General features: G+C 67.7%; 19 protein-coding genes and 1 tRNA gene. 9 read left to right on the top strand and 11 right to left on the bottom strand.

The annotated features are described in order from the left end of the window. Positions 1–13 precede the first annotated feature (13 nt). Both ABZ803_RS12245 and ABZ803_RS12240 read left to right on the top strand, forming a co-directional pair. Positions 14–565, top strand: a complete 552-nt coding sequence (locus ABZ803_RS12245) for a hypothetical protein (protein WP_357035953.1) — start codon at positions 14–16, stop codon at positions 563–565. Positions 566–1149: 584 nt separating this feature from the next. Beyond that, positions 1150–7317, top strand: coding sequence for an amino acid adenylation domain-containing protein (locus ABZ803_RS12240; protein ID WP_357035950.1), 6168 nt, complete (start codon positions 1150–1152; stop codon positions 7315–7317). A gap of 6 nt (positions 7318–7323) precedes the next feature. Here ABZ803_RS12240 and ABZ803_RS12235 read toward each other — a convergent pair whose 3' ends face one another. Together ABZ803_RS12235 and ABZ803_RS12230 are read right to left on the bottom strand one after the other, a co-directional pair. Further along, complete coding sequence (locus ABZ803_RS12235) at positions 7324–7659, bottom strand: hypothetical protein (protein WP_357035947.1); 336 nt, start codon at positions 7657–7659, stop codon at positions 7324–7326. Positions 7660–7754: 95 nt separating this feature from the next. Next, a complete protein-coding gene (locus ABZ803_RS12230) occupies positions 7755–9158 on the bottom strand; it encodes a three-helix bundle dimerization domain-containing protein (protein ID WP_357035944.1) in 1404 nt (467 codons plus the stop codon). A gap of 462 nt (positions 9159–9620) precedes the next feature. Here ABZ803_RS12230 and ABZ803_RS12225 point away from each other — a divergent pair, with 462 nt between their 5' ends. Both ABZ803_RS12225 and ABZ803_RS12220 read left to right on the top strand, forming a co-directional pair. Further along, a complete protein-coding gene (locus tag ABZ803_RS12225) occupies positions 9621–10424 on the top strand; it encodes an SDR family oxidoreductase (protein ID WP_357035941.1) in 804 nt (267 codons plus the stop codon). A gap of 5 nt (positions 10425–10429) precedes the next feature. Next, positions 10430–10660, top strand: coding sequence for a hypothetical protein (locus tag ABZ803_RS12220; protein ID WP_357035938.1), 231 nt, complete (start codon positions 10430–10432; stop codon positions 10658–10660). 171 nt (positions 10661–10831) lie between these two features. On the opposite strand, the gene ABZ803_RS12215 is transcribed toward ABZ803_RS12220, so the two are convergent. Together ABZ803_RS12215 and ABZ803_RS12210 are read right to left on the bottom strand one after the other, a co-directional pair. Then, entirely contained in the window at positions 10832–11557 is a 726-nt protein-coding gene (locus ABZ803_RS12215; protein WP_357035935.1) for a 5-formyltetrahydrofolate cyclo-ligase, read from the bottom strand. Between the two features lie 11 nt (positions 11558–11568). Continuing rightward, positions 11569–12801 carry a hypothetical protein gene (locus tag ABZ803_RS12210; protein WP_357035932.1) on the bottom strand — a complete coding sequence of 411 codons (1233 nt, stop codon included), beginning with the start codon at positions 12799–12801 and terminating at the stop codon, positions 11569–11571. Between the two features lie 133 nt (positions 12802–12934). On the opposite strand from ABZ803_RS12210, the gene ABZ803_RS12205 reads away from it, so the two are divergent. The 4 genes from ABZ803_RS12205 (at position 12935) to ABZ803_RS12190 (ending at position 16074) form a co-directional block, all read left to right on the top strand. Further along, on the top strand, positions 12935–13420 hold the full coding sequence (locus ABZ803_RS12205; RefSeq protein WP_357035929.1) for a DNA-directed RNA polymerase subunit beta: 486 nt from the start codon (positions 12935–12937) through the stop codon (positions 13418–13420). A gap of 135 nt (positions 13421–13555) precedes the next feature. After that, positions 13556–13876, top strand: a complete 321-nt coding sequence (locus ABZ803_RS12200) for a hypothetical protein (protein ID WP_357035926.1) — start codon at positions 13556–13558, stop codon at positions 13874–13876. 537 nt (positions 13877–14413) lie between these two features. Then, on the top strand, positions 14414–14932 hold the full coding sequence (locus tag ABZ803_RS12195) for a hypothetical protein (RefSeq protein ID WP_357035923.1): 519 nt from the start codon (positions 14414–14416) through the stop codon (positions 14930–14932). Between the two features lie 41 nt (positions 14933–14973). Continuing rightward, entirely contained in the window at positions 14974–16074 is a 1101-nt protein-coding gene (locus tag ABZ803_RS12190; RefSeq protein ID WP_357035920.1) for a hypothetical protein, read from the top strand. A gap of 420 nt (positions 16075–16494) precedes the next feature. Here the strand turns inward: ABZ803_RS12190 and ABZ803_RS12185 are convergent. The 3 genes from ABZ803_RS12185 to ABZ803_RS12175 form a co-directional block, all read right to left on the bottom strand. After that, positions 16495–16568, bottom strand: a tRNA-Leu gene (locus tag ABZ803_RS12185). Between the two features lie 217 nt (positions 16569–16785). After that, complete coding sequence (locus ABZ803_RS12180; protein ID WP_357035917.1) at positions 16786–17703, bottom strand: ribonuclease Z; 918 nt, start codon at positions 17701–17703, stop codon at positions 16786–16788. Between the two features lie 46 nt (positions 17704–17749). Then, entirely contained in the window at positions 17750–19258 is a 1509-nt protein-coding gene (locus ABZ803_RS12175; protein WP_357035913.1) for an amino acid permease, read from the bottom strand. Positions 19259–19668: 410 nt separating this feature from the next. On the opposite strand from ABZ803_RS12175, the gene ABZ803_RS12170 reads away from it, so the two are divergent. Beyond that, positions 19669–20187 (top strand): SRPBCC family protein, encoded by a 519-nt coding sequence (locus ABZ803_RS12170; RefSeq protein ID WP_357035910.1) that lies wholly within the window; start codon positions 19669–19671, stop codon positions 20185–20187. Between the two features lie 27 nt (positions 20188–20214). Here ABZ803_RS12170 and ABZ803_RS12165 read toward each other — a convergent pair whose 3' ends face one another. From ABZ803_RS12165 to eno, 4 genes are all read right to left on the bottom strand, one after another. Beyond that, complete coding sequence (locus ABZ803_RS12165) at positions 20215–21162, bottom strand: Ppx/GppA phosphatase family protein (RefSeq protein ID WP_357035907.1); 948 nt, start codon at positions 21160–21162, stop codon at positions 20215–20217. Continuing rightward, positions 21162–21695, bottom strand: coding sequence for a DUF501 domain-containing protein (locus tag ABZ803_RS12160; protein WP_040869658.1), 534 nt, complete (start codon positions 21693–21695; stop codon positions 21162–21164). Before ABZ803_RS12160 ends, ABZ803_RS12165 begins: the two co-directional genes overlap by 1 nt. Further along, a complete protein-coding gene (locus ABZ803_RS12155) occupies positions 21692–22306 on the bottom strand; it encodes a septum formation initiator family protein (protein ID WP_357035904.1) in 615 nt (204 codons plus the stop codon). The genes ABZ803_RS12160 and ABZ803_RS12155 overlap by 4 nt, the downstream gene beginning before the upstream one ends. A 94-nt stretch (positions 22307–22400) precedes the next feature. Next, positions 22401–23687: a phosphopyruvate hydratase gene (gene eno / locus ABZ803_RS12150; RefSeq protein WP_040869660.1), complete on the bottom strand. Its 1287-nt coding sequence runs from the start codon at positions 23685–23687 to the stop codon at positions 22401–22403. Between the last annotated feature and the right edge of the window lie 53 nt (positions 23688–23740).

Raw genomic sequence — 23740 nt, 5'->3', positions numbered from 1 at the left:
GAGGGCACCGACCATGCGACGACTCGAACGCGCGGGCCTGCTGGCCGCCGCGGTGGCCACGACGGCCGGCGTGCTGCTCATCGGCGCCTGCGCACAGCAAGTTTCCGGCACGGCGGAGGTCAACCGGACCGACCTGGCCGCGTACGCCTCGGAGGTCACGTCCTCCTCGGCCGCCGCCTCCTCGTCCAAAGCCGCGGCCGTCGAACGCGCGACCGGATCGGCGTGCGACGCCTTCCTGGCCGCGAACGGCAGCTCGGTACGGGCATTCAACGATTACATCGATGCCAGCAACGCCAAAGGCCGCGGCGATCCCGATACGAACAGCAAAGCCGACACCGCGGTGTCGACGCTGCGCAACAACGCGCGCTCGGTCGACCAGAAGGTGACCAGAGAGGTACCGTCCGTGGTCGCCGACCCGCTGCGCGCCTACCGCGACGACACCAACGCCCTGGCCGACACGCTGGCTCGTCGCGCCGACACCGACACTCTGAACGCGGTGATCGACCGGTTCAACGCCACCAAGAACACCGCGCTGACCGCCTGTCAGGGGCACGGCACCCGCTGACGGGCAACGCTTCCGGCCGACACCGGGTTCAGCGTGACCCAGCCGAGCCGACTCAGCCCAGCCGATCCGGCGCCGCCCAGGCAGTCCGGCGCAGCCCAACCAGTCCGGCGCAGCCCAGGCAGTCCGGCGCAGCCCAACCAATCCGACGCAGCCCAACCAGCCCGGCGCAGCCCAACCCAGCCCGGCGCACCCAACCAATCCGACGCAGCCCAACCAATCCGACGCAGCCCGACCAGCCCGGCGCGGTCCGACCAGCCCAACCAGCCCGACGCAGCCCAACCCAGCCCGGCGCACCCAACCCCGCGGGAGCGGCCCAACCAGTCCGGCGCGTCGAGCACCCTCGCGCCGACCGGGACTTCCATCCGCTCCCGCCGCGCGCGGCGGCGACCCACCCGCTCCGTCCGGACCGGCCAGGACGCCGAACCGGGAGCCGACGAGGTCGTGCCGGACGACGTCGCGGCACACGCCACCGGATGGCCCGAGCGGCGTGCGAAGCCGGTGCAGCCGCCTTCTCATCGGTGAGGAATCCCGCCGCACGGCTATAGCATCTGGCGCGTTACTGCCACGCGGAACGGGACGAAGATATGACCAGCGGTATCCGGAATCCTCGTCCACCCGCTCGCAACAGCCGTCGCCGCAGATCAGCCGACTCCGCCACGCCCACATTCGCCGCCCTGCTGGCCGCCGCGGCGGAGCACAATCCCGACGGCGTCGCTGTTCTGGACGGCGACACCACGATCACCTACCGCGACCTCGACGCCTGCTCGTCCCAGCTGGCCCGCACGTTGCTCGCCGCGGGCGCGGGGCCGGAAACAGCTGTGGCGGTGGCGCTTCCGCGATCCCTCGAATCGGTGCTCGCGGTGTGGGCGATCGCCAAGACCGGCGCCGCCTTCGTCCCGATCGATCCGGCGCTTCCGTTGTCGCGCATCACATTCCAAGTGATCGACAGCGGCGCCGCGCTGGGGCTGACCCGAACCGGGCTCGCGACGACGCTGCCCACCGAGGTGCGCTGGCTCGCGCTGGACGACGAGGAAGTGATCGCGCGGGTAGCGGCGAACCCCGCGAACCCGATCGCGTACTTCGAACGGACGGCGCGAGTTCGAGCCGCCCACGCGGCCTACCTGATCTACACCTCGGGGTCTACCGGACGCCCGAAAGGCGTCGCCGTCACCCATGCCGGGCTCGCCCCGCTGTGCACCGAATTGGCCGGGCGGCACGGGTTGGACAAAGACTCGCGGGTGCTGCACTTCGCGTCACCGAGCTTCGACGCCTCGATTCTGGAGTTGCTGCTCGCGATCTGCTCCGCGGCGACTCTCGTGATCGCCCCGCCCGGCCTCTACGGCGGCACCGCCTTGGTGGAACTGCTCGCGCGGCACGCGATCACCCATGCCTTCCTCACCCCGTCCGCGCTGGCCACGATCGAGCCGGCCGGACTGCCGGCCCTGCGGTCGGTCCTGGTCGGCGGTGAGCCCTGTCCCCCGATGTTGCCGCAGCATTGGGCCACCGACGGCCGCCTGTTCCACAATGCCTACGGCCCAACCGAATCCACCATCGTGGCGACACTCAGCCCGGCGCTGTCGCCGGACACACCGGTCACCATCGGATCGGCCGTGCCCGGCACGCGCTGCCAGGTGCTCGATCACCGGCTGCGGCCGGTCGGCATCGGCGTCGTCGGCGAGCTGTACGTGGCCGGACCCGGCGTGGCGCGGGGATATCACGGACGCCCCGATCTGACCGCGCAACGGTTCCTCGCCGATCCGTTCGGACCGCCCGGTTCCCGGATGTACCGCACCGGCGATCTCGTCCGGCGCACCACCACCGGTGATCTGGACTATTTCGGTCGCGCCGACGACCAGGTCAAGGTCCGTGGCTTCCGCATCGAGCTCGGCGAGATCGACGCGATCCTGTCGACGCAGCCCGGCGTCCGGCTGGCGGTGACCGTCGACCGCAAGACCGCCGTGGGCGAGACCACGCTCGCCGCGTTCGTCCAGCCCGAACCGGGACACGCCCCGGACCCCACCGCTCTGGCCGACGCGCTCGCCGCGCTGCTGCCGAAGTACATGGTGCCCAACACGATCACCGTCGTCGAACGGATTCCGCGCACTCCCACGGGCAAGGCCGATCGGCCCGCATTGCGCCTGCGTGCCATCGACGAGCCGGACTATCGGCCCGCCGCGGACCTCGGCGAGGAAACGGTCGCCGAGGTCCTCGCCCGCGTGCTGGGCCGGGAGCGATTCGGCGCCGACGCCGATTTCTTCGCGGCGGGCGGAAATTCGCTGCTGGCGACGCAGGTCGCCGCGCGGTTGAGCGAAATCTGGCGGCTGCGCATTCCGCCGCGACTGGTGTTCGACCATCCCACCGTCGCGGGCTTGTCGAAGGCGATCCGCTCGCAGCAATTCGATACGGCGCGCCCGGTTCTGCGTGCGCGAACCAGGCCGGAGCGCATCCCCCTGTCCCCCGCCCAGCTGCGGTTCTGGCTGCGCAACCAGTTCGACACGACGTCCTCGGTGGACAACATCGGCTTCGCGCTGCGGCTGTCGGAGCTGGACGTGCCCGCATTGCGCGCGGCGTTCGCCGATACCGTCGAACGGCACGAGTCGTTGCGCACCAGATACCCCGCCGACGAAGCCGGACCACGCCAGTTGATCCTCGACACCGAACGGGTGGTCGAGGATTTCGCGGTCGAGGAACTGTCCGACAACGCGGTGCCCGGCCGGGTACGCGCGATCCTGCGGCACGGGTTCGATGTAGCGGCCGAGGTGCCGCTGCGTGTCCGGCTGCTGCGCACCCCGACCGAGTACGTGCTGGTCTGCGGCTTGCACCACATCTGCGCCGACGGGTCCTCGCTGGCGCCGCTGGCCCGCGACGTGGCCCTGGCCTACGCCGCCCGCAGCGCGGGCGCCGCTCCGGCCTGGCAGCCGCCGGACGTTCAGTACGCCGACTACGCCCTGTGGCAGCGCGATCTGCTCGGTTCCCGCGACGACCCGGATTCGCCGCTGTCGCGGCAACTGGCGTACTGGACCGGCGAGCTGGCGGGCCTGCCCGACGAACTCGACCTGCCCGCCGACCGGCCGCGCCCGCCGGTGGCCACGCTGCGCGGCTCGGCCACCCAGCGGACGGTGCCCGCGACCCTGCACCGCGACCTGCTCACCGTCGCCCGCGCACATCGGGCGACGCTGTTCATGGTGATGCGCTCGGCGCTCGCCGTACTGCTGTCCCGCCTGTCCGGCAGCACCGACATCGCGATCGGCGTGCCGATGACGAACCGGGCCGAGCCCGCGCTCGCCGACGTCGTCGGCATGTTCGTCAACACGACCGTCTCCCGGACCGGGATCGAGCCCGCGGAGAGTTTCACCGCCCTGCTGCGGCGCACCAGGGAACGGGATCTGGTCAACTTCGCGCACTCCGAGGTGCCCTTCGAGCACGTGGTCGACGCGGTCGATCCGACCCGCTCGCCCGGGCGTCACCCGCTCTACCAGGTCGGCTTCGCGTTCCAGAATTTCACGCAGGCCACCCTCGAGCTGTCGGGGCCCAGCGTGTCGTTCCTCGATGTGGACGCCGACACGGCGAAGACCGACCTGCACATCGGTGTGGTCGACACCCGCGACGCCGACGGCGAGCCGGGCGAGATCATCATCCGATTCGGTTACAGCACCGACCTGTTCGACGAGCACACCGTGCAACGTTTCCTCGACGGTTACATCCGCATCCTGCTCCAGGTCGCGGCCGACCCCGGTGCCGTCGTCGGTGACATCGACATCATGGACCCGGTCGAGCACAAGCGCATCCGCTCCTGGGGCGCCGGAGCCGAGCACGAGGTCCCGGCCGAGCCGCTCACCGCCGCGATGGCGCGGCAGGCCGCTGCGACCCCGGACGCGATCGCCGTGGTCTGCGGAACCGAGACCCTCACCTACGCGCGACTGCGCGAGCGGACCGCCCGCCTGGCGCGCTGGCTGATCGAACAGGGCGTCGGTCCGGAAACCGTCGTGGCGGTGGCGATGCGGCGGTCGATCCAGCAGGTGGTCGCGCTGAACGCGATCGTGGAGGCGGGCGCGGCATGGGTGCCGATCGATCCGGGCCATCCCGCCGAACGCATCCGCTACGTGCTCGAATCGGCGGCGCCGCGATGCGTGCTCACCACCGCCGACGACGGCTTCACCGCCGCCGAGGCCTACGACGTCGACACCTTGGACCTCGACCGCTTCGGTCCGGAGCCCGTGACCGACGCCGAGCGCCGAGCGCCATGGCGCGCCGATCAGCCCGCCTACCTCATCTACACCTCCGGCTCGACCGGTCGCCCCAAAGGCGTGGTGGTCGGCCATCGGGCGATCGTGCACCAACTGGCCTGGATGCAGGCCGAATACGACGTCGACGCCACCGACGTCTATCTGCACAAGACCCCCGCGACCTTCGACGTGTCCCTGTGGGGCTACTTCCTGCCGCTGCGCGCGGGCGCGCGGCTGGTCCTGGCCGGGCCGGACGAGCATCGCGATCCGGCGGCGCTGGTCCGGCTGATCGCCGAGCACCGGGTGACGCTCACCGATTTCGTTCCCGCGATGCTCACCGTTTTCGCCCAGCACGCGACCGAGGACGAACTGTCCTCGCTGCGCGCGGTCTTCGTCATCGGTGAAGCGCTGCCTCCGGAGACCGCACGGGCTTTCGCGAGCGTGGCCCGGGCCGACTTGCACAACCTGTACGGGCCGACCGAGGCCGCGGTGAGCATCACCCGGCACGCCGTCTCGGCTGCCGACCGCACCGCTCCCGGCGTCTCCATCGGTGTGCCGGAATGGAATTCGCGCTGCCACGTCCTGGACGACCGTTTGCGGCCGGTTCCAGTGGGCGTGGCGGGCGAGCTCTACCTGGGTGGAGTTCAGCTCGCCCGCGGCTATCACGGCGCGCCCGGCCTGACCGCGGCCCGGTTCGTCGCCGATCCGCTGCACCCCGGCGAGCGGATGTACCGGACCGGCGACCTGGTGCGGTGGAACCGCGGCGGCACACTGGACTATCTGGGCCGCACCGACTTCCAGGTCAAGGTCCGCGGCCATCGCATCGAACTCGGCGAGATCGAAGCGGCCTTGCTGGCCGATCCGGCGGTCGGCAGGGCAGCGGTGGCGGTCAAAGGCTCCGATGCGGGAGACCGGCTGGTCGGCTACGTGGTGGCCGCGCCGGGGGCCGTGGTCGACGCGGACGCGGTGCGTCACTCGGTGGCCCGGGTGCTGCCCGGTTACATGGTGCCGTCGGCGGTGCTGGCGCTCGACACGTTCCCGGTGAACACCAGCGGGAAACTCGACCGCGCCGCGCTGCCCCAGCCGGTGTTCACCGCACGCGCCGGGGTGCGCCCCGGCACCCCGCTGGAGCGCACGATCGCGGAGGTCTTCGCCGATGTGCTCGCCGTGTCCCCGATCGGGGTCGGCGACGACTTCTTCGAACTCGGTGGGTCGTCCCTGCTCGCGTTCACCTTGCACCAGCGGTTGTCGGACCGGCTGCGGCGCGACGTGCCCATGTCGGCGATTCTCGCGGCCCCGACCGTCGGCGGCCTCGCGGCGCGGCTGACCGGCGAGTGCGCGCCCGCCGCGCCGACGCCGGAACGCGACGCCGTCCTCGAGCCGGAGATCGGCATCGCGGGCTGCGCACCCGCGCACAGCGGGCCGCCGCAGGAGGTCCTGCTCACCGGCGCGACCGGCTTTCTCGGCGCGCACCTGCTGCAAGCACTGCTGGATCGCACCGAGGCGCGCGTGTGGTGCGTGGTGCGCGCCGACGACGCCGAAGAGGGCATCGACCGGATCCTGAATGCGCTGAACCACTACCGGCTCTCGGGGACGACCGCTGCGGAGCGGATCGTCGTCGTCGCGGGCGATCTCACCGCACCGCGCCTCGGCTTGGATCCTGCCGACTACGACTGCCTGGCCGACAGCATCGATGCGATCTACCACAACGGCGCGCGCGTCAATCACGTCGATCCCTACGCCCGGCTACGGCAGGCCAACGTGGAGGGCACCCGGGAGTTGTTGCGGCTGGCGACCACTCGCCGGGTGAAGCCGTTCCATCTGATCTCCACGATGGGCGCGGCCGTCGGCGACGCACCGGAATCTCCGGTGGTCGCCGAGGGCGTCCGCTTGCGTGCCGACCAGGTGCCAGGGAACGGCTATCTGGCCTCCAAATGGGTTGCGGAGGAACTGGTCCGCCAAGCGGGTGAGCGCGGGCTGCCGATCGCCATCTACCGGCCGGGCACCATCTGCGGCTGCCCGGAGGTCGGGGTGAACAGCCCGGACGATTCGCTGTGGAACATGGTCCGCGCCGCCGTGATGCTCGGTATGGCGCCAGATGTGGGCGACGCCACCGTCTCACTGGTTCCGGTGAGCTATGTGGCGGGCGCGGTGGTGGAAATTTCGGCCCGCCCGCGCCCGGAAACCGTGTTTCACCTGGTCAATCGGGCCCCCGTCGCGGTCGGCGACATTCTCGCCAGTTTGCGCGCCCACGGGCTGCCGGTGGCGACGATGCCGGAGGACGCCGTGCGCGCCGGTCTGGTCAGGGAAGCGCGCCGCCGGGACGCGCTCGGCGACGATTCGCTGGTGCGCGCGGCGCTGCTGAGTCACGATTTCGCCGAACTCGCCGGTCACCTCGACTGGGCCGACGAGCACACCCGCGCGGCGCTGGCGGGCACCGGCGTGGACTGCCCGAAGGTGGACCGCACGGTGGTCGACACCTTCGTCCGCGAGTTCATCGAGTCCGGTTTCCTTCCCCGGGATTGAGGAAGCTCAGTACCCCGGCGGAACGGTGGCCCGCTCGGCGGGCTGTTCGGTGTGCTCGCGGGCCTTCGCTCGTGCGCGCACCTGCTCCAGCACGATCAGGCCCACCCCGATCACCAGGAAGACGGCCGCGATGATCGCGGCTACGGCCGAGAGCTGGGCGAACCCCCAGCCCGCCAGTACCGCGGCGGCTATCGCGACCGCCGCCGCGACCAGCAGCAGCCCGTAGCCCGGCCAGTTCCTGGTGTCGGCCATCGTCGCTCCGGGCGCGGGCGCGGGGTCGCGCGCGATATCCGGAGCGTTATCGATCGGAGGGATCTCCCATGGCCCGTCGTCCGCTGTCACCGGTGTTTCCTCCCGCCGCGATACCGGCCGTTTCTTCCGGTACCTGATGCGGAGAGGATGCCCGCATCATCTCCACCGAAACCGCCGCCTCGGCTTCAGTTGTAGGTCTTGGTGACTCCCTCGAGCAGGTGCTCGAGCGTGTCGTAGGTCGGGGTGGCGACGACGTCCAGCAGATCCGCGGCCACCGGAGCGTTGCGTTCGGCGGCGACCTTCGCGAACTGGGCGCCGTCGTTGGTCCGGAAGCCGTGCTCGGCGGCCAGCCGCTGCAACTCCGGGTCGGTGGACAACAGGCGACCGAGCCGGTCACCCGTCTCGCCGAACGGCACCAGCGTGTGCCGGGACAGCACCGTCGGGGAGGGGTACACCAGCGTCATCCCGGGTTTGATCTGGCCGCGCACCAGCGCCTCGACGTACTGCGCCTCATAGATCCATGCCATCGGCGTCGGGCCCATCCCGGTGGCGAGGTAGTTGTTGAACGGGCCCTCGGTGGTGTTCTCGGTGTAGCCCTGGCCCACGAACAGCCGCGACACCGCGGGCAGGACGGCCTGCTCGGCGGTTTGGCCCTGCACGATCGTGTTGTTGTTCGCGGCATAGCTCGCCGCGGCCAGATACATGGCGGCGGAATTCGAGCTACGCGGGTCTGTGGTGGAGATCAAGATGTTCTTGCGCACCGGGTAGGCGGTGTTGTCGGGCAGCTCGTCCCAGCGCGTGCCGTTGCGAACGAGTTCGAGGTAGCGGCGCAGGTCCAGCGTCGGCACCGGGCCTGGGCGCACCGCGCCCGCCCGGCCGAGCAGATCGGCGATCGGCGCGAACGTCGCGACGGCCATCGGCGAGGAGAACGGCGTGTACTTGGCGGTCACATTGCGCTGCCGCTGGATTCGCTCGGCCGCCTGCTCACTGGAGGGGAAGGCGAAGTCGAATTTCGCGAGATCGACGGACGTGGCGATCTGGCGCGACCCGGCGGGTTCGACCTCCACGCGCACGCCGCCGCGCGCCAGCGCGTCGATCACCTTGGGGTCCTGGAAGAACGGCATCTTCTCCGACCCGACCACGCCGCGCACGACCGTGAGCGGCGCGACGGGAGCCGGAGCGGCCGCGGGCGCTTCGGGACCGGGTTGCCGCACGGCGAGAACGACGGCGATCACCGTCAGGATCACGACGAAGCCCACCGCATAGGGTGCGAAACGCTTCTTCGACGACCACAAGTCACGCAGCCGCGACAGTGTCCCCGAAGGGCTCGCGGAGGGCTCGGGCGCCTTGTCCATCGAGACGGTGGCGGGTTGGACTTCCGCTTCGGGAGACTTCTCCAACTCCCGTCGCACCACGCGCTCGATCAGGATCGGAACGAATTGCCGCACCGGATGGCCCGCGAACTTCTGCCGGGCCGCGCCCACGGTGCTCTCGATATGCTCGGGAGAATAGGTCTCGGTGTAGTTTTCGACCAGCCGCTCCGTCATCTGACGGATCGCCTGTTCCTCGCGGACGGTATCGACAACCACCACAGTCTCCTCGGCGTCGGGGGTAACGCGGCAGCGTCTCCGGCCTGCACCGCGCCGGCCAACACTAGCCCCATCCCGCGACGGCCGACATCCGCGCGAACTTCCCTCCGGTGAACGATTTCGACTGCGCCGGTGCGTATCTCACGCCGATGCGCGGGCCCGTCTGCCCAGCTCACAGGCTCGCGGGTGATCCGAGCAGAGTGCACGCGGCAGCACCGTGCCACCGCGGGCGGTGCAGAACCCGCCATGGAGAATTCAATGGGCAATCCCCGAGCCGCCACCACACGTTGTATTCCCGTTTCCCGCCGCCGCGCGGACGGGACGGACCCATCGACGCCATACTCGTGGCGCTCAGTGCCCCACCCCACCGGACGCCCTCGTCAGCGGCAGAAAGTTACTTCCGGGTAGCGCGAACCGAGGAGTTGACGATATCGTCAGCGTATTGCTGTCGAAAGGAGCCCCATGTCTCGCGTCGCCGTGGTCACCGGTGCGTCGTCCGGAATCGGGAAGGCCACGGCCACCGCACTGGCCGGGCGTGGATATCGCGTGATCGGAACCAGCCGCAACCCTGCCACCATCGGCTCCGACGCCGTTGTGCCCGGCGTCGAGTACCGGGCGCTCGACCTCACCGACCCGGCGTCGATCGCGGCCTTCACCGCCGGTCTGGACCAGGTCGACGTACTGGTGAACAACGCGGGCGAAAGCCAGGCGGGCCCGCTCGCCGAACTACCCACCGACGCTGTCGAACGACTGTTCCAGCTGAATGTGCTCGGACCCGTCGCCCTGACCAGTGCGGTGCTGCCCGGCATGCGGGAACGCCGGTACGGCCGCGTCGTCATGGTCGGATCGATGCTCGCCAGCTTCCCGATGCCCTACCGCTCGTCCTACGTCGCCACCAAGGCGGCACTGCGCGGCTTCGCGGTGGCCGCCCGCTTCGAGGAATCCCCCTTCGGCGTCTGGATCACCGCCGTCGAGCCCGGCCAGATCGACACCGGCCTGCGCGAGCGCCGCACCAAGTACCTCACCGAAAACTCCCCCCACACCGCCGATTTCACGACTTTCATGGCGAAACTGGACGACAAGCAGGGCAAGGGCATCACCCCGGAGAAGGTCGCCACCACCATCGTCAAAGCGATCGAAGCCGACCGCCCCCAACCCCTCTACGCCGTAGGCAGCAACGCCCCCGCCCTCTTCACCCTCCGCCGCCTCCTCCCCCGCACGGTCATGGAACGCATCATCGCCCGCGCCCACGGCCTTTCGCGCTGAAACGCATGGCACTGTACGCGGAGATCCGAAAGATAGCGGAAGACCAGCAACAGGTCCGCTACGCCTACACCACCGCATCGGGAATCGAGCGAACCCTCCTCCTCGACAAGGACGCCGAGACGATACGCCCCGAGACCGGCACCGAGGACATACTCTTCCGCGCGGTGGCGCGCAAGATCGCATCGGCGTGGTTGAAAGACAAGAGCGCACCTGATCGTCTCATCGTCCAGTCATGAACAGCACCTTGAACCACAGCAATTGTGGCCACAACGGTTGGGTGTCTGCAGAGGGGCGATCGAGCAGCCGAGGCTACCGCGTAGACGGCGGGCCGTCTTCATTCTCGATGCGCTCGCGGATCGCCCTCCACTGTGCGGTCCTTGGGAACTCGAGCACACGGGCGCAAGCCGTCAATCCGGCCTCGCCGCCGCCTGTCGGGCCGCGAGCGCTGGGATCGCCGCGATCTTCTCTTGCGGCAACGAGTCCCAGAGGAGTCCAACTGGGCGACGGCGTTCGTCGCACCGAATAACGTCCTCCGGCGTGACGATCATGTCCACCCGGAAGTCATGCGCACTCTCCGGCAATGGCTCGTTCAGCACCTGAAGTCGATGCACGGTTGTTGCGATCACCGTATCCGGACCGATCCGGTGACCCTCTTGCAGAAGTGCAAGTTCGATGTCGGAGTACCCTGCGCCCTTGCCCAATCGAGCGCCGCTACGGTCAACCGCTACGCTGCCGAGGACCACCATGTCAACTGCATGCATCTCATTAACATCCACGTTCCGGCCGATTGCGGCGGCTACGTCCCTTTGCGCCGCACGCTCAGGCAACTCGACCAAAGCAGCGGGGTCAAGAAAATAGAAAGGCTTCGGCGCAGCCAGGCGAGGAACCGCCATATAGACCAATTTTCCCTCGGCAAGGGCACGAATCCGAACGGGTAATTGAGCGGTGTCGGGAACTGTCTTGACAACTTTAGCGCGCTTCCATTCGTTCAGACCAGCCAAGCGGTCAGCCGCCAATTCGGCACCCGCGAATGCCGGGATATGGCGGGGAGCGCCTCGCTCCGTAACTCCTTCATGCTCCAGTACGTCCCAGATCTCTTCGCGAAGCTTCTGCTTCCGCTGCTCAACACTCACTGCGCCCTCTCCTATCGTGTCATCAGCTCGAAAACGCGGTCGTACACGTCACGCAAAACTGCGGAATTGCGGTACGACTTGAGCTCTCGGCAAGCATTGAACACAATGTTCAACCCAGCGCCGCCGCGCGTCTTTTCCACAGAATCGATTGCTTTATTGAGAACATGCGCGCCCTCTTCGAGCCTATGCTGCCTGAGTTGAGCAAGGCTGAGGTTGCCCAAGACGATGGCATCGGTCTTCGATTTCTTTCCCACCTTGCCGGCCACTTCTTCCAGCATGACTTGAGCACGCTTTTCTTTACCAAGGAAGAGGTAGCACGATCCAGCAAGCCGATTATATTCCGCTACGGTGTCCATACCTGATACGACCGCGCCGTCGGCAACACCCCCATGGATATGGTCAGCACGGACCAATGCCTTCTCGCATTCCGTTTGCCTACCCATCATCGCGAATGCCTCAGCCTGATGAAGAAGCGCCAGAAACGCCAACTCTTGATCAAATGCCTGTCCAGAATCCAGAAGTCTGGTAGACAAACTCAATGCAACAGCGGGGTTCTTTTCGCCATAGAGCGAAATGTATATTTTTCGCAGGAGAGCTCGGCCTTCGACGACCGGATCACCCAACTCCTGTGCCGCCGCAATTGATTGGTCCAGATAATAGTGCGCCGTCGCGTTGTCGCGGCGCTGAGAAGCGTCCCAGACAAGACGGCTCATAAGTGCCGCACCTTGAGCTTCGACAGCAAGTAGTTTTCTGCGGATTGACTCAGTGGTCACATGGGTGTGAAAAAGTCGCACTTGGCCGAGATGTTGTCCAGCCTGCCCGAGAAGGGACGTGGAGGGCTCAATTTCATAAGAGGCATTCAGATCGCATATGCGGCCTCGAATAAGGTCAATGGTTCTGACATCTAATTTCTCCGTAGTGGCAATACTACGCTGCACCCGGTGATTTCCTTCGTCGCCGCTCACCGAACCGCGATTACCATCTCGTACGTTGGCAAGGGCAGACTGAAACCGCGCCCGCTGCCGGTCATCGAGGCGCCGGAGCAGAGTATCCATACCCTCGGCGAACTCACTCGCAAGTGTGATCGTTGATCCGCGACGCTCCCACTTCCGCACCGCACCTATCGAAAACCCGGACACGGCCGCAAGCTCTTTCTGCGTCAGACGAAGCGCTTGGGTGCGCAGCAGCAGCACCTCAACACCCGTCCACCTAGTCACGATCATCGCATCCGTCCAATCGTGCACACCGGTCCTTGATGGGCACGAGCGTAGCGCTTCCGTAGCACTCGGACGGTTCCGATCACGTCGGCGATGAACAACCCTCATGGTCAGCCCCGGCGCCGGGTGCACACCAGTACATCGAACAGGGGAGGCATTAGTGAATCCATCCAGACAGCTTGGGCATACACCGTTGTCCGCGTGTCACTTCTACCGGCACGTGTGCGATCTGCCCGCTGAGGTCGAGCCGCCGCATCTGGGTCGCATCACGCTACGGGCGGGGCGGGTGTGCGGGGTGATGATGCCCGCGTTCATCGGCTCGGAGGTCAAAACATGGATGCATCAGCACGGCCAGCAGGCCGGGCCGGTACTGACGCATCCGCGCTCGCAGCGATGGACGTTCCTGACCGGCCCGGACTTGCCGGAGGACATCCGGTTGTTCGCGGAGATGTCACGGCTGGGTGTGTCGATCCTGCGCGCCGGACAGATCGCGTTGCCCGGCCCCGGCCAGCGGCCAGGTTTGTTCCGGGCGTGGGTGCAGCCGCCCTGCGACGGCTACCGCCCACCGGGTCGGGCTGTCATCGAAGCGATCCGGGGATGCGCCGCCAACCGTGTGCGGCAGCGCCGGGCGGTGGCGTATGCCTGACCACAGCAGCACGGCCATAGTGCCATTCGGATGCGGCCCAAGCTGTGAACCGTGGATCGGTATCCGCGTGGTGTTCGACCCCACCAGATACCCCGAACACGCCACGCCGCCACCAGTACCACCGCAGGCCGGGCGGTGACCGACGACCAGGACGCCGAGCGCGCCGCCGCCGAACTCGACGTCCTCACCGACGTCATCGGCACCCTCATAACCGCCACCGCCACCGCCGACGCGGTGCGGGACGGGATGAGCGACACAACCCGCGTGCGCGTGATGGCGATGGTGGTCTACGAACTGATCAACAGTGCCCGCACCGCCGCCGGACCGCACACCGGCCGCTTGTACGCCGCCCCGCTGCTGGACCCGATCATCGACAACATCCCCGCCGCCGACGACATCACCCTTCTGGACCTATTGATCCCCGCGATCATCGGCCAGCACCTCAACAACACCTGAACCACCCAGACCGGCCCGCACGGATAACCGTCCCCTGCCCCCTTCGCCCTACGGGGGATGTAGGCAGATCAGAGGGAGGGCGCGCGGACGGGACTCCGCATCGGTGTGCCAACCGAACCCGCCAGTCTTCACGGATCACTTTATGTCAGTGCACCACAACAGCATTCACGCCAAGGTGACCCTTCGCGGAAGACCTCACATGCACCCGGAACCAGCCGGACCGCACCATTTCTTGCACGGCACGACTTCACCCCTTCCGAACGAACCCGACGTGCACCTGATCGTACGAATGCGCAGCTACCACCTGCATTACGCGGCGGGCTCGACTGCGGCTCTGGTGTTCGCAAGACAAAAGTATCGACCGTTGCACCGACACCGTATCCGGCGCAACTGATCGGCTGCCCCGGTTACCGTGTGAACGCCTGCATATCGAGCGATGACGGTTCCGATGTGACACCGCGCTGTCTGCGCTGGTTGCCTGGTGCGTGCGCGGGCGTGACACTGACCCGTTCGGACCATGACGAGAGGGAGTAGACGGTGGGGAAGGACGAGCAGATGACGATGGATCTCGGCGTTCAGGTCGAGCAGACCGAATGGGGCAAATGGGTCGACCCGAATCGGCGGGCTACACAAGTGCGAAAGTTCCTCGATTATGCGGGATTGCGCGACATTCCCCCTGAGCCGTGGCCCGAAGGCGATCCTGAATTGTCCAAGCTCGACGCCGTTGTGGCCGAATTGTTCCCGGACATGACTACCGCCATGAGAGCCGAAAACGCCGAATTGGCTGACGCCTTCATATGTTTTCTGGGAGAACTGTTCATCCGGTATGCGGGTGCACACTGGGAGGATTATGAATGGTTCGGCCGCGAGAATTCATTCTACGATCACGTCAACCCATTGCTCGAATACGGTTTCGACACCGACGGCGACACCGCATACGGATTGATGAAACTCATGATCGACGATCATGACGAAGCCGACGGCGGAATGTTCTCCAGCATGGCCCAGATGTTGCGCGAATTTGCAGAAGAATATTCATCGTCTGATGATAATTAGGTTGATAGCTCCATACTGAGACACGTGCAATACTTTCGGGGGTGGGTACTGTCATGCCAGATGAGTACGACAGAATCCGAGATGAATACGACAATCCGACTCGCGGAAGAATTTTCGAGAACGGCATAGAACACCTCTTCCGTGATCGCCAGAACGGTTACGTGCAGCAACCGGATCGGCACTCCACGTCGCTCGGTCCCCGCCGTTACGATAAGGCCAGGGCCGATGAGCACGGACGGATTCACGCCATCGAAGACAAGTCGGGCCAGATCGGTAGCAAGAACGACATCCGGGAGCTGCAAAAGGACCGCGAACTTCTCACGAAACGCGAAATCGAATCGCTGAGAATTCGGACTGTCGCAGGTGAACAGATGTCGCCGAAATACCGCCAATTGCTGGTAGCGCTGAAGCAAGAATTCGGCGACAGGGTGATTCACCAAGAATTGACACGGGAGCAGGCTCGTGAGGCATTCACCAGAGGGCTAATACGCGAAAACGACGCCCGCCAGCTGGAGTTGAAGACAAGATACGAACTGAACCGCGCCAACCGGGCACGTCAACGCCTGGCCAAGTTACGCACGATCGAGCGGGCACAGCAGCGAGCCGAAAGTTTCCGGAAGATGCAGCAGTTTCGGGAAGCCGCTGCGCGTGGCCGGGCGGACGCACCGCAGAAAACCGAACGCGATCGGCAGACGCGAGAACAAGCCGAGCTTGCCAGGCAAGCAGGCCGAACACCGGAAACCGAGCGAGCACGGGTTGAACGTGAAGCCGCCCAACGAGTAGCGCGGGCCTTCCCAGTACCCAACCAAAATCAGGAACGGGAATCCGCCGACACCGGAGAACACGCCGCCCCAGAAGCGACCGACGCCGTCAGCGTCGAGCGTGCAGCGGCCGAGGCGCGCGCAGCAGCGGAAAAGGAACGCGAGGCCGCGTCCAAGGCTCTAGACGAAGCGCGGAACGCGGCGTTTAGAGAGTTGGACGAGAAGGGGCGTCTATCCGAGGTGGAAAGACTTGTGTGGTTGGGTCAGGCGCACCACCCGCAAGCGGCGGTAAGGCAGCCACACGGTCACGCACCGAGTGTTGTGCGTGGCGGCACCGGGCACGGGCAGGACCGCACACGCGGAATATCCCGCGACCGATGACCCTCTGCGCTCGACCAGCTCGCAGTGCGGTCGGCCCCTGGTCGGGTTCAGGTCACACACTGGATTGTGCGGCAGCAGTGCCACACCCTTTGCGTCCGCTCGCCCTAGGGTGCAAGCGGACGCAGGCAGCAGAGGGTCCCGCGCCTCGAATTGAGCTGGGTGGGCCTTGATGTAGTCGTGGTTATGCGGCGCCGGGGCCGGACGGGCTCGCCGCTGCCCAGCTGTGACCGACGCATGCGCCCTGTGTGCGGGGCAAGTAGCCGTAGCTCCCCTGACATTCGCATGACGCACGGATTGGGCCGGTAGTGCATGCGGTGGTCCGAGCGCACTGGCCGCTGCTGGGGACTCCCTGCGGCACGCGAGGTGTCGATGGCGGTGGGCCACGCTCTGGAAAAGAGGATCTGGTTGTCGCTTGACCAGTGCCCCCAGTCGGACTCGAACCGACACTTGGCGGATTTTAAGTCCGCTGCCTCTGCCAATTGGGCTATAGGGGCGTCCGGGACAGCGTACCGAGTCGTACGGATGTACCGGAATTCCGAGTATTCCTCGGGGTGGCGGGGCGTCGGCCGTGGGCGGATGCCGGAGGGCGCGGTCGGGTGACCGGCGCCGCTGGCGGTTGTTTCGAGCCCGGGTCGGCAGGCGTCCCAGAGAACTAGATCGGTCTGGGCGGGCCGGTGTTAACGTCCGCCGGTCGGCTCGGCGTGTCGGGCGTCAGCGCCGGGGTGGCACTGGGATGCGGGCGAGGTCGGTGGCGATGTGGATCTCGCCGGTGAAGTACTTCGCCGCTTCGGCCAGGTGCTCGTCGAGGTCGCGGTAGCGCTGGGAGAAGTGGGTGAGGACCAGGGTGCGGACGCCCGCGTCGGCGGCGGCCCGCGCGGCTTGGCCCGCGGTGAGATGGCCGTATTCGACGGCGAGGTCTTCGTCGGCGTCCAGGAAGGTGGCTTCGATGACGAGCATGTCGGCGTCGGCGGCGAGTTCGCCGACCCCGGCACACAGCCGGGTGTCCATCACGAAGGCGAAGCTCTGACCGGCTCGGGGCTCGCTGATCTCCGCCAAAGTGATGGTGCGACCGTCGAACTCGACCTCGCCGCGCTGTTGCAGTTCGGAGATGATCGGCCCGCGCAACCCCAAGGCGCGCAACCGATCCGGCAGGATGCGCCTACCGGGCGGCTCGCTGAGCCGATAGCCGAAGGTGTCCACCGGATGCGAGAGCCGTACCGCCGTCACCGTGAACGGCGCCCCCGGCAAGTCCACGGGACCGGGGCCCGCGACCAGGCGCGGCCGCAGTTCGGCGCGGTGATAGTAGGACGTCGCGTTGACCAAGCGGTCGTAGTACACGGCGCCCGACGCCGGGAAGCAGACATCGACCGGATGCGGCACCCGATCGAGGTTTATCCGCTGCACCACCCCGGCCAGCCCGAGGCTGTGGTCACCGTGGAAATGGGTGATGGCGATCCGGGTGATCCCGGTGACGGACACACCGGCATAGGTCATCTGCCGCTGCGTACCCTCACCGGGGTCGAACAGGATCGCCTCGTCGTCCCACCGGAGCAGGTAACCGTTGTGGTTTCGCTGTTTCGTCGGCACCTGACTCGCGGTTCCGAGAACAACCAACTCACGCTGCGACACCGCGTCAGGCTATCCGCCGTCCTCCGGCGCGCCGAACAGGGCCGCGCTACCGGGTGGCCGCGGCCTTCCGGACCAGGGAGTGGCGCCGGGAGTAGGCGAAGTAGACGACGAAGCCGATCAGCATCCACACCAGGAACCGCAGCCAGGTCTCCACCGACAGGTTCAGCATCAGCCACAGGCACGACAGCACCGCCAGGATGGGGATCAGCGGCACCAGCGGCACCCGGAATCCGCGCGGCAGGTCCGGGCGCGTGCGGCGCAGGATGAGCACGCCGATCGACACCAGCACGAACGCGAACAGCGTCCCGATGTTGACCATCTCCTCCAGCGTGCCGAAATCCACGAACCCGGCCAGCAGCGCGCACGCCACGCCGACGATGACGGTGACCCGCACCGGCGTGCCGTTGGTGCCGGTGTGCGCGAGCCTGCGCGGCATCAGTCCGTCGCGCGCCATCGCGAACAGCACCCGGGTCTGTCCGAGGTACATCACCATGACCACCGTGGTGAGCCCGGCGAGGGCGCCGATGGAGATGATGTTCTTCGCCCAGGTCACCCCGTGGATGGCGAACGCCGTCGCGAGCGTCGCGTCGCCGCCGGACAGCTCGGTGTAGGGCACCATGCCGGTGAGCACGAGCGACACCGCGACGTACAGGACGGTGACGATCAGCAGCGAGCCGAGGATGCCGCGCGGCACCGCCTTCTGCGGGTCGCGGGTCTCCTCCGCGGTCGTGGCGACCACGTCGAAGCCGATGAACGCGAAGAACACCAGGCTGGCCGCGGCGAGCAGGCCGTACCAGCCGAAGTTGCTGTCCCCGGCGCCGGTCAGATAGGAGAACAGCGACTGCCGCAGGCCCTCGCCCCGCTCACCGGGTTGCGACGGCGGAATGTAGGGCGAGAGGTTCGAGGACTTGAAATAGGTGAAGCCGACGACCAGCACCAGCGCGATCACACCGAGCTTGATGGCGACCGCCACCGCCGACACCCGCGAGGACACCTTGGTGCCGGTCGCGAGCAGCACGCCGAGCACGGCGATCAGCAGCACCGCGCCCCAGTCGAAGGTCACCGGGCCGAGGTGCGCGATCGGGGAGATGTCCCCGAGCACCTCCCCGAGGTACTGCGACCAGCCCTTGGCCACCACCGCAGCGGCGAGGGCGAACTCCAGGATCAGGTCCCAGCCGATGATCCAGGCGACGAGCTCGCCGAAGGTGGCGTAGGAGTAGGTGTAGGCGCTGCCCGCCACCGGCACGGTGGACGCGAACTCGGCGTAGCACAGCGCGGTCAGCCCGCAGGCGATCGCGGCGAACACGAAGGCCAGCGAGACCGACGGTCCCGCGACATTGCCCGCGGTGCGTGCGGTGAGGGTGAAGATGCCCGCCCCGACCACGACGGCCACGCCGAAGACGGTGAGGTCCCAGGCGGTCAGGTCCTTGCGGAGTTTCGAGTCGGGTTCGTCGGTGTCGCGGATCGACTGTTCGATGGACTTGGTTCGGAACAAACCGCCCCACCGAGACGAGACATCACCCGCCGGATCGGCTTGTGGCCCGGGGTTAGTCACGCGTTCTCCTTAGATCGTGCTGCTGTGCTTGGTGTTCTGTACCCATACGGCGAGGTGATGCACGCCGGCCAGGAATTTGCTGATCCATGGTGCGATGGCGGCGACGATCAGCCCCCGCACAAACCATGACCGTCCCGGCGGTACCGGGAATCGGCGAACTCGTGACCTGGGTCATAGAACCGAGCCAAACTACCCGACATCGACATTCCGAGACCAACCGAGCCATGGTGTTGCCGCTTCAACCATTCTTAGAAGATCGCAGCTCGGACAGCGTTGTGGAGGATTCGTATGTTCTGTTCACGCCGGTGGGGCAACCGGGTCGGGGCAGGTGGTTTGCCCGCCGCACCACCGGGCACCCCGCAATCGACAGGCAAACACGCAACGGCCGACCCCCAGAAAGCGTTGAGCTGATGGTCCACGTGGAAATCACCGTGCCGACGACACCGGAACAGGTCTTCGACGTTCTCGCCGACGGATGGCTGTTCTGCGCCTGGGTGGTCGGCGCCACGCACATCCGCGACGTCGACGGCGAATGGCCCGGCGTCGGCTCCCGACTGCACTACAGCGCGGGCGTATGGCCGTTCACCGTGAACGACACCACGCAGGTCGTGTCGGTGGAGCCGCCGCACATGCTCGAACTCGAGGCCAAACTCTCGCCGCTCGGCGCCGCGTGGATCCGTCTGGAACTCGTGGAGACCGCGCCCGGCGAGACCCAGATCCGGATGTACGAACACGCCGAGCGAGGGCTGGGCAACCTGGTGCCCAACGTTCTGCAAGAGCTGCTCTTGGTGCCGCGGAACATGGAATCGCTGTCCCGGCTCGCCGATATCGCGGTCGGCAAAGCCCGTCTCGCGGGCCGCACGCAAGCCCGCCCGGGAGCGGAGACACACGCCGAGGTACGGCTCGACGGTCACGTACCGCAGAACTGACCGGCCCGGTCGCCGGATCGGGCCCGGTCAGGCGATCGACAGGGCGATGCCGTCGAGAATGTCGTGCTCGCTGACGACCAGTTCGGCGATGCCCGCGCGCCGGGACAGTTCCTCCGCGAGCACCTCGGTGATGACCGCGCCGCCGCCGATCACGTCGACCCGGCCCGGGTGCATCGGCCCCAGCGCGGCGCGCTGATCGTGGTCCATGGCGATCAGCCGGTCGCAGACCTGGCGGACCTGGTCCATGGTCAATCGGGTGAGATGCACCCGCTGCGAGTCGTATTCGGGAAGATCGAGCGCGACCGCGGCCAAGGTGGTCATCGTGCCGGCCACGCCGACCCAGGTGTGCGCGCCCTCCACGGGGACGTGCGTGAACGCTTCGGTCAACCGCTCGGTGGCGAAGGCGCGGGCCGCGGCGATCTCCTCGGCGGTGGGCGGGTTGCCCGCGAGGCAGCGCTCGGTGATGCGGACACAGCCGATGTCGGCGGAGAACGCCGATCGCACCCCCGCGCTGTCCCCGAACACCAGCTCGGTCGATCCGCCGCCCAGATCCACCACCACGAAGGGACCCGAGGCGCTGGACAGTTCGCCGATCGCGCCCGCGAACGACAGGCGTGCCTCCTCGTCGCCGGTGATCACCTCGGCTTCCGCACCCGCGACCACGGTGCCGAGTTCGGCCCTGGCCATGGCGAAGAAGTCCTCGCGGTTGGCGGCGTCCCTGGTGGCGGAGGTGGCCACCATCCGAACCCGGCCGACGCCCGCCTCGCGCATCAGCGCGGCGTAGTCGGCAAGGGCGGCGCGGGTGCGTTCGATCGCCTCGGGCGCCAGCGAACCGGTGGCGTCGACCCCTTGGCCGAGGCGGACGATGCGCATCTCGCGGTGCACGTCGGCCAGGCGCCCGTCACCGAGCACGTCGGCGATCAGCAGCCGGATGGAGTTCGTGCCGCAATCCACGGCGGCTACGCGGTCACTCATCACTGTGCTCCAGTCTCTCGCGGGCCGGTCGGGCGCGGCGCGGGCCAGTCGGCCGGAACGGCGGTGCCACGCAGGCCGTGCTCGGCGGCCAGCGCCACCGCCTCGTCGCCGAGCGGATTCACCCCCGGCCCCTTGGCCAGTGCGTGCGCGATCAGGACGTGCAGGCACTTGACCCGCTCGGGCATCCCGCCGCCGGTGAAATCCGTACCGAGCGATTCGATTTCGTCCCGTTCGGCCAGATAGCTCTCGTGTGCGGCGCGATAGGCGGCGGCCAGCTCCGCGTCGGCGGCCAGCCGCTCGGTCATCTCACGCATCACACCGGCGGATTCCTGCCTGCTCGCCTCCGCGGTGAGCCGGGGGTCGGTCAGATAGTAGAGCGTCGGGAAGGGGGTGCCGTCGGGCAACCGGGGCGCGGTCTTCACCACGGCCGGGATCCCGTCCGGGGTGCGATAGGCGATGGCGAGCACGCCGCGCGGCGCACGGCCGAGCTGCTCGGCGATGATCGCGAGATCCTGGTCGTTCGGGGCGGTCACCTAGGTCCTTCCAGTACTTGCGGTGCGGCGGGCGCCGCCGGAGCGGCCGCGGGCGTCGGCTGTGGCTCGGCGATGCTGCGCCACAGTTCGGTGTACCAGGGATCGGGTTCCCTGGCTCTGGTGGGCGCCGGGGGCGGGGCGGGCGCCTCGATGCCCGGCACCTGCACGATGTACGGCGTCTCGCCGGGCAGCACCAGGCGAAGGCGGTCCCGCGCCTCGGTCCGGATGTAGGCCGGATCCTGTTGCTGCGCACGGCGATCCCGCAACCGGGCCAGATCCGCCTCGAGTTCCTCGCGCTGCTGCGCGAGCTGCGCGGCCTCCGCGCGCTGGGTGAAGTACGTGCGCATCGGCACGGCGAGGGTGAGTGCGAGCCCGCACACCACCATCGCGAGGATCACCGCCTTGCCGGTGGACAGCCCCAGGAACGTGTGGTCGTGCCTGCCGACGGCCGAACCCCGCGCGCTCTTGCGCGGTTTCGGCTTCTCCGCGGTCTCCGATCGCCTGCGGCCGCGCTTGGCCGCGGCATCGGCCGGGCGCGATCCGTCGGCACGCGACGTGCGGCGGTCCCCACGTCCGGCCGGACTGGTCCCACGCGCACGTCGCTCCGTCATCTCACGCCTCGGTCTCTGCTTCGCGGCACTCCCGGGGCCCTGGGTGGTGGTCACGCACCGCTACCTCCTCAGGGCCCGTCGCTCGTACCGCAGGTCAGCCTTCGAACGCGAAGCGAGGAAACGCGACGTCGCCGGCGTAACGAGCCGAATCGCCGAGCGCGTCCTCGATGCGCAGCAGCTGGTTGTACTTGGCGACCCGCTCGCTGCGAGCGGGGGCGCCGGTCTTGATCTGGCCGCTGCCCACCGCGACGGCGAGGTCGGCGATGGTGGTGTCCTCGGTCTCGCCGGACCGGTGCGACATCATCGTCTTGTAGCCGTTGCGGTGCGCCAGCTCCACCGCATCCAGGGTCTCGGTGAGCGTGCCGATCTGGTTGACCTTCACCAGCAGCGCGTTGGCGGCGCCCTTGGCGATGCCCTCTTCCAGGCGCTCCGGGTTGGTGACGAACAGGTCGTCGCCGACGAGCTGGATCTTCTCGCCGATCTGGTCGGTCAGGGTCACCCAGCCGTCCCAGTCGTCCTCCGACAGCGGGTCCTCGATGGACACCAGCGGGTAGGCGCCGATCAGGTCGGCGTAGAACTGCGCCATCTCCTCGGCCGAGCGCACGACGCCCTCGAACTTGTAGCCGCTGCCGGTGCTGTAGAACTCGGTGGCCGCGACGTCCAGCGCGAGCGCCACGTCGCTGCCCAGCTTCAGGCCGGTCTTGGCGATGGCCTCGCTGATCAGGTCGAGCGCGGCCTTGGTGCCCGCGACGTCGGGTGCGAAACCGCCTTCGTCACCGAGGCCGGTGGACAGGCCCTTGGCCTTCAGCACCGACTTCAGCGCGTGGTAGACCTCCGCGCCCCAGCGCAGCGACTCCTTGAAGGTGGGCGCGCCGATCGGGGCGACCATGAATTCCTGCACGTCGACGCCGGTGTCGGCGTGCGCACCGCCGTTGAGGATGTTCATCATCGGAACGGGCAGCACGTGCGCGTTCGGACCGCCGAGGTAGCGGAACAGCTCGAGCCCCGAGGACTCGGCGGCGGCGCGGGCCACGGCCAGCGAGACACCGAGCAGGGCGTTGGCGCCCAGCCGGGACTTGTCCTGGGTGCCGTCCAGGTCCAGCAGCACCTGATCGACGGTGCGCTGCTCCACGGCGTCCAGGCCGATGACGGCGGGCGCGATCTCGTCGAGCACACCATCGACCGCCTTGCGCACGCCCTTGCCGCCGTAGCGTTCGCCACCGTCGCGCAGTTCGACGGCCTCGTGCTCGCCGGTGGACGCGCCGGAGGGCACGGCCGCCCGGGTCAGGGTGCCGTCGTCGAGAGCGATCTCGACCTCGACGGTGGGGTTACCGCGGGAATCCAGGATCTCGCGAGCTCCGACCTGTTCGATGATGGCCACGAAAACGACACTCCTTCGGCTGCTGACACGGTTGGTCTCACGGGATGGGCCGT

Origin of the sequence: Nocardia sp. NPDC047648 (genome assembly GCF_040642815.1) — a bacterium.
GTDB lineage: Bacteria > Actinomycetota > Actinomycetes > Mycobacteriales > Mycobacteriaceae > Nocardia > Nocardia gamkensis.
Note: the sequence above shows the minus strand (reverse complement) of the source record. Positions and strands in the feature narration are given on the sequence as shown.